Genomic DNA, 12406 nt, shown 5'->3' on the forward strand with positions numbered 1-12406 from the left:
TGTCGCTGCACCGCCCTCGATGGCTGCGGTCTGCCCGGAGAACGCATTGCTGGCCGCAACGCCCGGTCCGCGCGCCACTGCCGCCGCATCCCCTCCGGGACCTCGCTGATCTTCATGCTCCAGTCCTTGGTCACCATCCTTGAACACCTTTCTCACCTCAAGGTGTTGCGACGACCAGTTGAATCCGCCTTGTAACCTACCCTCTTTGTGGGCCTCATGCTGAAGTTTCCTGCGAGGATGCTGCCTGGGGCACCAGCGGCGTAAAGATCTCCTCAGGGGTCGTTGAAGAGGCCATCGCGGACACTGAGTATTACGCGATAGGTGGTATCCTGCTGCCGAATGGCGACTCCCATCCTGACAGTTTCATGGCTTTGCTGAGGAAGCAAAGCGGAGATGAAGAACCCAAGAAGTGAGGGTTAAATACATGGGCGGTAGTCCCCCAGAATTAAGCATTGAACAAGTCCTACTTTCCGGCCCCCGAGGCCGCCGTTTCTTGCTGGAGTATGCCCTGGCTTCCGAACTTGCACGCAATCCGGTTCGTGCCGAAGGCACGTTCGGTCATGCAGCGATCCTCGCCTCCCGTCACCTGGAGCCTGGCAATAACAACACGGATGCGGTTTTCGGTGAGCCCATGTCGGATACGCACCTAGTGGAGGTCACCCCTGCTGCGGTCGCAGAGCGCCTCGATGCTGTCGAACTGCCCGACCCGACACCGCAATCGCTCCGACAAGCCTTGGTAGCGGCTGTGGGCAACGTCCGGTACTGGCAGGAGCCCGACGGCGAAGACCTACTAGCGGCAGTTCCCGAGATGTATCTTGGCCTCCAACGTGTAGCCCAGCATGTCGCTGCCTCTCAACTGACAGCATGGTGGTGCACGCCAGTCTATATCCCGGCACAATATTCAGTGCAATGGGAAGATGCTCCTCCACCAGCTATCCCTGATGATATTCAGGCAGCCCTGTTGGCAGCCCGACACCGCGAACGGACCGAAGAACATGCCGCTCGTACGGAACGCGACGCGGACCCCACTGCGAACTGGAGTGGCGAATGGTGGTCACACCCACCCAAGACCATGCCCTCCTCCACGCGCTTGCTGTTTGATGGCAGTCCTGCCGGGCTTTGGTTCGTCGAGGATCACCTCGGATGGGAGCGCGCAAACAGCGTGGAGCTGATCGTACCGAAGAAAGCGTCGGTGTTCGAAATTTATAGTGCCGCTGACTGGGCAGAACTGTGCGCGCGATTTCCGCTGGAGGTGACCGCACAGAAACGCCACGATTGGTACCGTACAACCGGACGCACCGGCCGTTGGGTGATCCCCGATTGGGCGCAGGTCGCAGAGCATTATGACGCCGTACATCTCCAGGTCGGCGCATATCTGGCCGCAGCCGGTGTGACGATTCCCGTCAATGAGATCACGGGTACTGCTAGTGTCATCGCCGGTTGGAACCCCGATGAAACCTACTGGTTCTCCTCGCACATTACCCACAGCCAGGAAAGCACCTGCTGGATGCTTGAAGACGGTGGCACCGACATGGTGTGGAAACCCGCATCAACCCGGAAGCCTCATCAGCACGAATGAGGGTTTGTGATGCTCGATAGTGGTGGATTTAGCTTATCGGGATACGCAGAAAAGACCAGGCTTGTGTTATATGGCGCTCTCTGGTAAAGAAAAGTCTTTTTGGTGGGTATAGATGAGTTGCCGAACCTGCTATCTCGGTTTGATGCCAGCAATATGGGCTGTACTGCCGCAGATATTCGGCACGCTCACTGTCATTTCCAGAAGCTGACTGCACGGATTTCAGAAGACGATTCATAGGTCGATGCCAAGGAGCTTTTTACCGTCGAGACGGAGTTCCCCTGTCGGAGAGACGTGGCGGTAAAGGGTTTGCCGGGTGACTCCGAGTTCTTTGCACAGCTCACCGACCTTCGTACCAGGCTGCCCCATGGACGCCGCAGCCAGGCGGACTTTGGCCGGCGTCATTTTGTAGGGTCGTCCACCTTTGCGGCCACGTGCTCGCGCTGAAGCGAGTCCGGCCTTGGTGCGTTCAGAAATCAGGTCACGTTCAAACTCCGCCAGAGCAGCGAAAATGCCAAACACCAGTTTGCCGGAAGCAGTCGTGGTGTCAATGGCCGCCCCTTGGCCGGTGAGCACCTTCAACCCCACGCCACGGTCGGTCAGATCATGGACGACATTCACTAAGTGCCGCAAATCCCGACCCAGCCGGTCGAGCTTCCACACGATCAACGTGTCCCCGGAGCGCAACGCTTTCAGACACGCCGCTAGCTGGGGACGATCGTCTTGTTTGCCGGACGCTTGATCTTCGTAAATCTGCTCCGGGTCCACGCCTGCGGCAAGCAGCGCGTCCCGTTGCAGGTTCGTGGTTTGGGACCCGTCTGCTTTTGAGACTCGTGCGTACCCGATCAACATCCTGGTCTGCTCCTGTCATGTATTCGTTCGTTTAAGTGACAATCCGACGGCGCAGCACCGACTAGGGAAAATTGTCACTTAACCCGTTATGTATTCTACGTCATGCAAACAGGGTCGCCGGCAGCTAATGTGACAGATATTCTAGACGCAAGAGCACCCTCTTATGGGTTGATGGTGGCAGTGATTTCCATGGCCACCGGCACACCTTCGTCGTGGAGTACTGCGGCTTGTCGTAGTTGACGAAATTGGTGGCCGTTTTTATCCAGGTATTCGACGAAGTCGAGATACTTCGGATGCAGCAAACGACCGCCTGCAGTATCGTCAAGGAGGTCGTCTTCAACCTCATCGATCTCGGTGCGCACGAATGCTTCGGTACGATCTGGCAGAGTCCCAGTGCGTAGCTCTACACCGTCGAGGGAGAAGTCCTTCGGGACTGGTTCACGCACCGGCCAACTCAACAATACCTCCACCTCATCAGCGGCATCAGCTGGATCGATAGCAGTCCACCAGCCGCCGATAGGCGGATTACCCGCCTGAGATAGTGCGGTGTGGAGCATCTGAAAGTCGCTGTTTGCCCAATCGGCATCGTCAATGTCATCGTCTGCGACCCGGACCGTGGTTGAGATCGCTGCCCAATGGGTGGGACCGACGTGCCGGGTTTTGACGTCTGGCTGCTGGCCTGATTCGGCCAGCATGCCTTGGCCGATACGGATCGCTCGGTCTTGAACTTCCCGCTGGGCTTGGAGCTGACGCTCATGGGGGCCAGCAGGTCCACAACACGGTCTGGCTCCTGCAACACCTGTTCGACAGATTCCAGCGGCATCCCAGCTGCCCGCAGAACCCGAATAGTGGTAGCGGCCCGTAGCTGCCCGGCGACGTAGAACCGGTACCCGGTGGCCGGGTCGACCTCGGCCGCTGGCAGGATTCCACGTTCATCATAAAATCGTAGCGCCTTCACGCTGATACCGGTGTGCAGGGCAAATTCTCCAATAGTCATCATGACTGCAATCTCCTCAAGTAGGGCTAACACTTTTCAGTATCAGGTCTCCAGTAACAGGAGAGTCAAACGCTCCACACCCTGCAGCCAGACACCCGTATTGAGGATCGGCAACCGCACAGGGAAAACACCTGACCGATAAGGAACTCAATGGCAGGTTGTGCAGGCGACTCCTGACAATGACATGTCAGAAGCTGGCTACACACCCCGCGCCACGACTGGCATCGAAATGCAGTCGCCTTCTGAAACTGACAGTGTGTAAAGGGGTATGCCTTCTAGTCTTCGCGTGAGGAAGAGCAGACACATCGGCTAACCGGTTGGAACCTGGCTCAACCTTTTGGTTGATGCACTCGGTGAGAAACCCGACTACGCTGACAATACGTGACCGTTGCGACACCCGAGCCCGTAGCGTATCTGACCACCGGCCATCCGGCTCCGGTGGAGTCGGTGATGCGCTGGTTGCGGGTGGTGTTGCACGTGATGTTTGCGTTTCTGCTGGTCTTCGCCACGATCCGAGCCGTGCTCTGCGAAACGCTGAGCTCTGGGATGCAGATCACGGTCGTCGTCTTGGCTGTGATGGTTGCTGCCATCTATGTGGCCGGCACCGTCTGGGAACGCCGAGTCGGGCTCGCTGCGTCCAGGCTGGCTTCCCGTTATGCGCCCGTGTGGCTCGTGGCGGTCATCGGTGGCTGGACGATGCTGTGTTTGATCTCGGCCGAATTCATCTGGGTGATGTTTCCCTTGGTCTTCGTCAGCATTCACGTGCTGACACCCATCAGTCGACTGCTTGCTCTCGGATGCCTGCTGGTGCTGTTAACGGTCACCATTGGAGCCGAGTACCTGGCCTCCGGGGCTGTGCAGGTCGCCGGGGTGCTCGGACCGGTACTCGGCACGGTGGTGGCGGTGGTGGCCTACCGGGTCTATCACGTGCTGCACGATCAGGCGGTGGGATACCGCAAGCTGGTCGAGGACCTGATCGTGACTCGACACGAGCTGGCCACCAGCGAACGTCAAGCCGGACAGTTGCAGGAACGTCAACGGGTCTCCCAAGAAATCCACGACTCCCTCGCCCAAGGATTCTCCTCACTCGTGCTCCTCTCCCGGGCCGCCCAACATGCCGTAGCCGACCAGGACACCGCACGGTTGCACGATCAGCTCCACCTGATGCACGACAGTGCCGAAAAGAACCTTGCCACCGCCCGCAAACTGGTACAGACCATGGCGGATCCGGCCACGGCCACCGAGGCGCTCGACGACAACCACCAGGCGCCCACCGGGTCACAGCTGATGCGACAACTAGGGGCGATGGTGCAACGCCACCAAGCCGAAGCGCGCGCCCAACGCCAGCCGGTGGAGCTGCTGCTACGCGGTGAACCGGCGGTGGAGGACCAACAGCTAGTGATCCAGACCGAGCGGTTCACCCCGGTGCTACGCATCGCCGATCAGGCACTGACCAATGCGCTGGCTCACGCCGCGGCCTCCACAGTGGTGATCACCGTGACAGCCACCGCCGGGATGCTCACTCTCGACGTTTTCGACGACGGCACCGGGTTTGACCCCGAGGCCGTGGACACCGAGCACCATTTCGGGCTCTCGGGCATGAAGACCCGGGCCGTTCAGGCCGGAGGAGAGCTCAGTGTGGAGTCAGCCCCGGGCGCCGGGACCGTGATCGGACTGCGCATACCGCTGGGAGGCGAGGATGATTAAGCTGATGCTGATCGATGACCACCCGGTGGTCCGTGCTGGGCTCAGGGCCATTCTGGAAAGCTTTGCAGACATCAGTGTGGTCGCCGAAGGCGCAGATGGCACCGCGGCGTTGGCAGACCACCGACCGGATGGGGTCGACGTGGTGGTTATGGACTTACAGATGCGCGGGATGGGCGGACTCGAGGCCACCCGGGCATTAGCCGAAGAGGCCCAGCAGACAGGGTCAGCGCCACCGGTGCTGATTCTGACCACCTATGATTCTCAGGCCGATATTCTGGCGGCAGTCTCCGCCGGAGCGGTGGGGTATTTGCTCAAAGACGCTGCTGAGGACCGATTACACGAGGCAGTACAAGCTGCCGCCCGGGGTGATCATGCTTTTTCCTCCAGAGTCTCCCAGGTGCTGATTTCCCGGGCCCAACAACCGGCCGGTACACAACTCTCGGCCCGGGAGCTACAGATTTTGCAGGCCTTGACAACCGGGGAAAGCAACCGCGATATTGCCCGTAGCCTGTTTATTTCCCAAGCAACAGTGAAGACCCACCTGGTGCATATTTATCAAAAACTCGGGGTCGATAATCGCACCCAGGCGATTGCGGTAGCCCGGGAGCAACGACTCGTCTAGCTCACGCGCACCACAATATTGCCGATGGCATGCCCGGATTCGACGGTGGCGACCGCCTCGGCGACCCGATCCCAGTCGAGGATCTCTGAGACCACCGGCAAGGTCGGGTGCTGGGTCAGCTGGGTGGCGATGCGGGAAAAGATCTCGCGACGGCGGTGTCGGGTCACTCCACTGCCACCCAGGGTGGTGGCCAATGCTGGGTCGGCCACCGAGCGAATGCGCGGTGGGCAGTGGTCTCCGGCCAGCAAGGTAGCCGCTGCGGTGAGGGTTTGGCCCCCGACGGTGTCAAACACTGCAGCGATGGTGGGGGATTTTTGATCAGAGACAGCCTCAAGGGCCCCCGTTGGCACGTGGCTGGCGCCCAAGGACTCGACCAGTTCTTTTTTACTCTCCGAGGCCACCCCCACCACCCTGAGGCCGCGCCAGGTGGCTAATCCGGTCACCGCCGAGCCCACACCTCCGCCGGCCCCCAGTACGAGCAGTGTCTCGCCACGACTGAGCCCGGCTTGTTCGAGTTCGGCCAGCCCATCCCAGGCGGTGCCCACAGAGGTCGGAATACAGCAGGCTTGGGCAGCGCTCAATCCCTGAGGTATCGGGGTTGCGGAGATAGCGGTCAGGAGTGTGTACTCGCCCAGGGTGCCCACTCCGGCAGCGGCCGAGCCGAAGACCCGGGTGCCCACCGGAATCTGAGTCGCGACCTCCGGGGTGAGACCGGGTCCGAGGCTGACCACGGTCCCGGCGGCTTCCCGCCCCATGGCCATGGGGAATCTGACGGGAAATGACCCAGTGCGGGCCCCGGACCGGACCTTGAGGTCTCCGGGATTCAGTCCCGAGGCCTCAGTGCGGATCAGCACCGTGTTCTCGGTGACCTCCGGGACCTCGACGTCGAGCACGCCGGAGACCTCGGGGCCACCGTAGCGGGTAAATCCATAGATCTGCATGGGTTCACCCTAGCTGGCACCCCGGACCACTAGCGGGCGAAACGAGTCAGCCGCAGTGAATTGGCCACCACCAGCACCGAGCTCAGTGCCATCGCGGCCCCGGCAATCATCGGGGACAGTAGCCCGAAGGCTGCCACCGGGAGGGCGAGCACGTTATAGGCGAATGCCCAGAACAGATTGGACTTAATCACCCGGAGCGTTTTCCGAGACAGCTGGATCGCCTGGGTGATCTGCCCCAGCGAGGATCCCATCACGGTGATCTGTGCGGCCTGACGGGCCACATCGGTGCCTGAGGCCATCGCGATGCCCAAATCGGCTTGGGCCAGGGCCGGGGCATCGTTAACGCCATCACCCACCATCGCCACGGTCTCGCCAGCTTCTTGGAGTTCGCGGATCTTGGCAACCTTGTCCTCGGGGTGAACTCCGGCGACGACGTGGTCGGTGTTGATGCCCACCTGACTGGCGACCCAGGTGGCCACCGAGCGGTTATCCCCGGTCAGCAACATGGGGGTCAGGTCCATCTCCGTTAGGTCTGCGATCGCCACATCGGCGGAGTCCTTGATCTGATCGCGGACGGCAATGATCCCGGCCGGGGCCTCATCGATGACGACCCAGATCGCGGTGGCTGCGGTTTCCTCCAGAGCATGGAAGGCGCGTTCGGCCTCCGGGGAGAGGCTGATCCCAGCCTGGTCGGTGACAAAACTGGTGCGACCCAGCACCATGCGATGATCTTCTACGGTGGCGAAGATGCCGCCACCAGCGGTGGCGGAGAACTCGGTGGCCTTCGGTAGGTGGCCGAGTTGCTGGCCGGCGTCGACGATGGCGTGGGCGATGGGGTGTTCGGAGCCGGCCTCCGCGGCGGCGGCCAACCGGAGAATCTCCTCGGAAGAGAAACGCTCATCCAAGCTGGTGGCCTCAGACACCGACATCGAACCTCGGGTGATGGTGCCGGTCTTGTCGAAGACCACCGAGGTGATCTGGCGAGTGTCTTCTAAGACTTCCGGGCCGCGGATCAATATGCCCAGCTGGGAGGCACGGCCGGTGCCGGCCAACAGCGCCACCGGGGTGGCCAGACCCAAGGCGCACGGGCACGCGATAATGAGTACCGTGACCGCGGCGTGGAAGGCCTGCTGCCCGGTGCCGAAGACCAGCCACAAGATCAAAGTGAGTGCGGCGATGACCAGTACGATCGGGACGAAGACCGCCGAGATGCGGTCGGCGATCCGGGCAATGGGGGCCTTCTGTGACTGGGCGTCGGAGACTAGTTGCCCCATGTGTGACAGGGTGGTGTCCTCGCCGGTGCGGGTCACCCGAACGAGAAGACGACCCGAAGAGTTGATGGTCGCCCCGGTGACCGTATCATCGGGGCCGACTTCAACCGGGACGGATTCTCCGGTGATCAACGATGTATCAACGGCGGAATGACCGGAGACCACGTAGCCGTCGGTGGCGATTTTATCCCCGGGCCGGACCACAAACTCGTCCCCGATCTGCAGTTGGCTGGCCGGAATCTCGACCTCGGTGCCCTCACGGACCACCACCGCGGTTTCGGGCGCTAACGTCAGCAACTCTCGCAGCGCGTCCCCGGCGCGGTGCTTGGCGCGATCTTCTAGCCAGCGGCCAAGCAGCAAGAAGGTCGTGACCACTCCGGCGGTCTCAAAATACAGCTGATGGTCGTGGTGGCCGGGGACCGCGGTCATCATCGGGTCCATCACCAGCCCGATGGTGGAATAGGTCCAGGCCGCCAACACGCCCAGCGACACCAGCGTGTCCATCGTCGACGCGCCGTGCCGGGCCGCTGCGAACGCTGCAGAGTGAAAAGGCCAGGCGGTATAAAACACCACCGGAGTGGACAGCACCAGCGCCACCCAGCCCCAGTGGGGAAACTGGGCGAACGAAAACATCGAGATGATAAACAACGGCACGGTCAGGATCGCCGCCACGATGAAGCGGGGTTTCAGCGTGCTGGCCGATGGGCCGTGGTTCATATGGTCTTCACCGGAGTGTTGATCCTGCCCGTCGTGGTGGTCGTGCTCAGCGTGGTGTTCATGCCCACTGTGGTGGTGTGGGCTGTGGTGCACTTCGGCGTCATAGCCGGCCGAGGCCACCGCGTCAATCAGTTGCTGGTCGGTGACCTGTTCGGGGGCCTGCACGCGAGCGTTATTCAGCGGCAGGTTGACGGTGGCCGAGACCCCGGGGAGTTTGGTGAGTTTCCGTTCCACCCGGGAGACACAGGATGCGCAGGACATCCCGGAAATATCGAGGGTGACGGACCGGTCATCGCCGGTGTGGGGCGTGTCCGCGGAGCCGTGGTGGGTCGAGTCGTTGGACGGGGTGGTCATCTCAGTGTCCTTCGTAGTGTGTGTCAACTCAGTGTGCGTCAACGAGGGTGTAGCCGGCTTCGTCGATGGCCTCGGCGTACTGGTGATGAGTCGGCGCTTGGGTGTCAGTGGCTACAGTCACCGTAGCGATCGAGGTGGCTTCGGGGTGCAAGTCCACCGCAACCTGCTCCACGCCGGGTAGTTGGGTGAGTTCACGGGTGACTGCCTGCACGCAATGCTCGCAGGTCATTCCCGAAATATCCAGGGTGGTGGTGGAAGTCATGGCGGGTAATCCTTCCTGTCAGTGGACTGTGTTTAGCTTCGAGTCAGCCGGGCGATTGCTGCGGTGGCTTCGGCGACCTTCTCCTGTAACTGCTGCTCATCTCCGGACGCGGCGGCTGCTGCCACACAGTGGCCCAGATGGTCTTCAAGAAGTTTCACACTCACCGCATGCAGAGCCTTGGTGACAGCAGAAATCTGGGTCAGCACATCAATGCAGTACTCGTTATCGGCCACCATGCGCTCAATGCCACGCACCTGCCCTTCGATCCGACGCAACCTGGTCTGATAACTCTGCCGATGATCGGTATAGCCATACTGATGCCGGTGCTGTGCTGTGTCCGGAACTGGTGGTGGTGTCGTGGTGCTCATCGCAAGTCTCTCCTGATGCTGGGTCGTTCACTACCCATAACTATACCCCGAGGGGGTATATTCCCGGGAGGGCCTAAACCTCTCTGGGCAATCGAATGGTGTCGGTGACGGGCCAGCTGTCGACGCAGGCCCGGGCGGTGAATCTATGATGGAGTAATGACCACCGCCCCCGCAGCGTCCTCCCCACCCCGTTCGGGCTCATTTCGCATTGAATCCTGGGGTATCTGGGTAGCGATCATCGCCGGGGCGCTGGGAGCCATGGTGGGCTGGTGGTTCTTTTCCGACCAGCTCACGCCCCTGTCCGGTTTCGCGTCCGTGGGAACCGTCACCGGTATCTCTGCCGGGATCACCGCAGCGCTGGCCACGCTGATTGGCCTGTTACTCGCCTCTGCCCCCCGCCGTGGTGCGCTGGCGTGGATGCGATCCCGGGCCTGGTTCTGGCTGGTGTTGGACTGGGTTGGGCTGATCATTCTGCACGGGGCGATTGTGATGTTGGCCAGTCTGGCGCTGTTCCGGTTATTCCAGCAATCCTTCGTGGGACTCGAAATTGACGCGATTGCCGCCACCGCCATGATCGGGATCGTGGTCGCAACTGCCGGGTATTTCGGCCTCAGCTCGGCCGCGCGCGCCTCAACGCGCTCCCTTTCCAGCCTGCTGGCAGTGTTCATGGCCTCCGGCATTATCGCCGCCATGCTCCTGGCCGAAAACCCGTATTGGTGGCACGCCTTCTTCTCCGAACTCGGCACCGGCCAGGCCGGGGTGCTGTCCTTCTGGACCTTCAACACCACCCTGACCGTCTCCGGGCTGGTGCTATTTACGCTGGCCAATTTCATCTCTCAAGACTTGCGCACCTACTCCGACGTGCGTCGGTCCACGGGCAAACGTGGAGGCTCCATTTGGATGCTACGTAGCGGGCTGATGCTCATCGGTGCCTGTCTGGTGGGGATCTCGATGGTCCCCATCAATATCAATGACCCGCTGCACACACTCTTTACCCAAATTCTGGCCGCCGTGTGCCTCCTGTTATTTGCCACCATCCCGATCTGGTTACCCGGCGTGCCGGTGGTGATCTACCTGTTTTCCTACCTGATGATCGGGTTGTCGATCTTTGCGGCGGTGCTGTGGTGGCCACTGGGTTACTACAACCTCACCGGGGTGGAACTGGCCATGGCCGGAATCCTCTTCGCCTGGCTGGTGGTCTTGATCCGCGCGTTGAACGACGCCAACGGCTACGCCTCGGACCAACCGCGTCCGCGGGCCAACACGCCAGCCGGGACCTACCCCGAGGCCACACCGGCTACCACCCCGGCCCCCGCACCCGCTGACGTCTAACCCGGCACCAACACAACCTACAGGAGCACATCAACGATGGACACTGCACACGTTGTCGTTCTGGGCGCCGGCATTCAGGGGCTGATGACCGCGGTCTCGCTCGCCGACGCCGGGCATTCGGTGGTCGTGATCGACCACGACGACTCGCTGGTGGGCCCTGCCGGTCCGCGTGCGGACTTTGCCGGTCTCGGCGCCGTGATCAACCAGGTCACGACCATCGCCCGGCCCGCGCTGGAGGAATTGATCCGGCAGGGTTTGGCCGCCCACTCGCGCGTGCACGACGCAGCACTGATGCGACGGGTTGAGGACCAACAGGGCCCCAGCCCCGAGGAGTTCCAACCCTGGCTACACCTGACCGGGGTCATCGTGCTTGCCGACCGGTCTCATCCCACCGGCCCGGCAGACCAGGTAGCCAGCACCACCCTGAGTCGCGCTGACCTGGCACAGCTGGCCCCCAGCGTGCGACTCAATGCGGGCGGTGCCGAGGCGGGCCACGCTCTGCTCATCGACTCCGAGGGCTACCTGGACGATGACCGACTCATCGCCGAACTGGTCTCCCAACTCACCGAAGCCGGGGTCGCCATCGTCGCCGGACGCCTCGAATCGATGTCATCCACCGATCGGCAGGCCCACCTGCGGCTGCGGTACCGGCTACCCGCTGACCACCCCAGTGAGCCGGGCGGCTGGGGCGAGATCGAGGAAATCACCGCCGATGTGGCAATCCTCGCCTCCGATAATGTTCCGGCGACCGGCCACGAGGTGCTGGCCGTCACCGAGCCCATCGGCGTCGATCTCCACCATGTGGTGCTCACCGCTGGAGCTGCCATCCGCCCCGATACCAGCGGGCGAATCCGGGTACGCATGGCCGATCAGAGCACGCCGGAGGACATTGCCAGCCATCTCGCCGAGGTGTTAGGCGAGCGCCCCGTGGTCGAACACCTGACCACGGGGCCACAGTCTTCGGCCGATCCGGTCGCCGGGTATACCGACCAGCACCGCAGGCTCTACCACCTCAACGGCGGAGCACTCTCGCTGACACTGGCGGCGCTGTTTGCTGAGGTAGCCACCACCGAGGTGGGCGCTCGCGGACCGCACGCACGAGATCATCCCCCGGAACCGACCTACGCCGATCACCTGCTGGCTGAGTTCCGTCCCGAAATGTCATGACATTTCGGGTATTGCCACCACGTTCTCTGCGCAGAGACCCTTCTCAGGAAGCTAGCCCATGAACATCTCAAGCATTGTTCTCATTGGAGCCACGGCTGCCATCATCCTTGGCATTGGCGGCTCTTCGTAATTGAGGGTGTGGATCAGTGATTCCAGGACACGGCGTGGCGCTGCCCGGATAGACGTCGAGGTCTTCCGATGATGGAAGTTCTTACACAGTCCATCCGAAAGACCTCGACG

12 protein-coding genes and 1 pseudogene are annotated in these 12406 nt (G+C 61.7%); 5 read left to right on the top strand and 8 right to left on the bottom strand.

From position 1 onward, the window contains the following. Positions 1-424: 424 nt before the first annotated feature. On the top strand, positions 425-1579 hold the full coding sequence (locus DCC24_RS11695; RefSeq protein ID WP_110100078.1) for a hypothetical protein: 1155 nt from the start codon (positions 425-427) through the stop codon (positions 1577-1579). A gap of 231 nt (positions 1580-1810) precedes the next feature. Here the strand turns inward: DCC24_RS11695 and DCC24_RS11700 are convergent, their stop codons facing one another. The 3 genes and pseudogenes from DCC24_RS11700 to DCC24_RS12570 form a co-directional block, all read right to left on the bottom strand. Beyond that, entirely contained in the window at positions 1811-2428 is a 618-nt protein-coding gene (locus DCC24_RS11700) for a recombinase family protein (protein ID WP_110100079.1), read from the bottom strand. Positions 2429-2589: 161 nt separating this feature from the next. Then, on the bottom strand, positions 2590-3123 hold the full coding sequence (locus tag DCC24_RS12455; protein WP_233492092.1) for a hypothetical protein: 534 nt from the start codon (positions 3121-3123) through the stop codon (positions 2590-2592). A gap of 104 nt (positions 3124-3227) precedes the next feature. Next, positions 3228-3428, bottom strand: a pseudogene (locus DCC24_RS12570) (MerR family transcriptional regulator); the annotation flags it as partial. Positions 3429-3806: 378 nt separating this feature from the next. On the opposite strand from DCC24_RS12570, the gene DCC24_RS11715 reads away from it, so the two are divergent. Continuing rightward, positions 3807-5132, top strand: coding sequence for a sensor histidine kinase (locus tag DCC24_RS11715; RefSeq protein WP_146206331.1), 1326 nt, complete (start codon positions 3807-3809; stop codon positions 5130-5132). Then, positions 5125-5754 carry a response regulator transcription factor gene (locus DCC24_RS11720; protein ID WP_110100083.1) on the top strand — a complete coding sequence of 210 codons (630 nt, stop codon included), beginning with the start codon at positions 5125-5127 and terminating at the stop codon, positions 5752-5754. Before DCC24_RS11715 ends, DCC24_RS11720 begins: the two co-directional genes overlap by 8 nt. Here the strand turns inward: DCC24_RS11720 and DCC24_RS11725 are convergent. From DCC24_RS11725 to DCC24_RS11740, 4 genes are read right to left on the bottom strand one after another with little or no spacing between them, the layout of a single operon-like run. Then, a complete protein-coding gene (locus DCC24_RS11725) occupies positions 5751-6695 on the bottom strand; it encodes an NADP-dependent oxidoreductase (RefSeq protein ID WP_110100084.1) in 945 nt (314 codons plus the stop codon). The genes DCC24_RS11720 and DCC24_RS11725 overlap by 4 nt on opposite strands. A 29-nt stretch (positions 6696-6724) precedes the next feature. Further along, positions 6725-9037, bottom strand: a complete 2313-nt coding sequence (locus DCC24_RS11730; RefSeq protein ID WP_110100085.1) for a cation-translocating P-type ATPase — start codon at positions 9035-9037, stop codon at positions 6725-6727. Between the two features lie 28 nt (positions 9038-9065). After that, a complete protein-coding gene (locus DCC24_RS11735) occupies positions 9066-9299 on the bottom strand; it encodes a heavy-metal-associated domain-containing protein (protein ID WP_110100086.1) in 234 nt (77 codons plus the stop codon). A gap of 32 nt (positions 9300-9331) precedes the next feature. Further along, positions 9332-9667 (bottom strand): metal-sensitive transcriptional regulator, encoded by a 336-nt coding sequence (locus tag DCC24_RS11740; protein ID WP_110100087.1) that lies wholly within the window; start codon positions 9665-9667, stop codon positions 9332-9334. A gap of 156 nt (positions 9668-9823) precedes the next feature. On the opposite strand from DCC24_RS11740, the gene DCC24_RS11745 reads away from it, so the two are divergent. Beyond that, positions 9824-10999, top strand: coding sequence for a hypothetical protein (locus tag DCC24_RS11745; protein ID WP_110100088.1), 1176 nt, complete (start codon positions 9824-9826; stop codon positions 10997-10999). Between the two features lie 36 nt (positions 11000-11035). Next, entirely contained in the window at positions 11036-12166 is a 1131-nt protein-coding gene (locus tag DCC24_RS11750; protein ID WP_110100089.1) for an FAD-binding oxidoreductase, read from the top strand. A gap of 51 nt (positions 12167-12217) precedes the next feature. Here DCC24_RS11750 and DCC24_RS12460 read toward each other — a convergent pair. Further along, on the bottom strand, positions 12218-12406 hold a 189-nt coding region (locus DCC24_RS12460), incomplete at its 5' end, for a hypothetical protein (RefSeq protein WP_233492093.1).

The organism is Auritidibacter sp. NML100628 (assembly GCF_003185985.1).
Classification (GTDB): domain Bacteria; phylum Actinomycetota; class Actinomycetes; order Actinomycetales; family Micrococcaceae; genus Auritidibacter; species Auritidibacter ignavus.

Bases quoted from the DNA above. Each gene is read 5' to 3' on its own strand.
- DCC24_RS11720 (WP_110100083.1), top strand. From the start codon at position 5,125: ATGATTAAGCTGATGCTGATCGATGACCACCCGGTGGTCCGTGCTGGG.
- DCC24_RS11695 (WP_110100078.1), top strand. From the start codon at position 425: ATGGGCGGTAGTCCCCCAGAATTAAGCATTGAACAAGTCCTACTTTCC.
- DCC24_RS11700 (WP_110100079.1), bottom strand. From the start codon at position 2,428: ATGTTGATCGGGTACGCACGAGTCTCAAAAGCAGACGGGTCCCAAACC.
- DCC24_RS11750 (WP_110100089.1), top strand. From the start codon at position 11,036: ATGGACACTGCACACGTTGTCGTTCTGGGCGCCGGCATTCAGGGGCTG.
- DCC24_RS11740 (WP_110100087.1), bottom strand. From the start codon at position 9,667: ATGAGCACCACGACACCACCACCAGTTCCGGACACAGCACAGCACCGG.
- DCC24_RS11730 (WP_110100085.1), bottom strand. From the start codon at position 9,037: ATGACCACCCCGTCCAACGACTCGACCCACCACGGCTCCGCGGACACG.
- DCC24_RS11725 (WP_110100084.1), bottom strand. From the start codon at position 6,695: ATGCAGATCTATGGATTTACCCGCTACGGTGGCCCCGAGGTCTCCGGC.
- DCC24_RS11735 (WP_110100086.1), bottom strand. From the start codon at position 9,299: ATGACTTCCACCACCACCCTGGATATTTCGGGAATGACCTGCGAGCAT.
- DCC24_RS12455 (WP_233492092.1), bottom strand. From the start codon at position 3,123: ATGCTGGCCGAATCAGGCCAGCAGCCAGACGTCAAAACCCGGCACGTC.
- DCC24_RS11745 (WP_110100088.1), top strand. From the start codon at position 9,824: ATGACCACCGCCCCCGCAGCGTCCTCCCCACCCCGTTCGGGCTCATTT.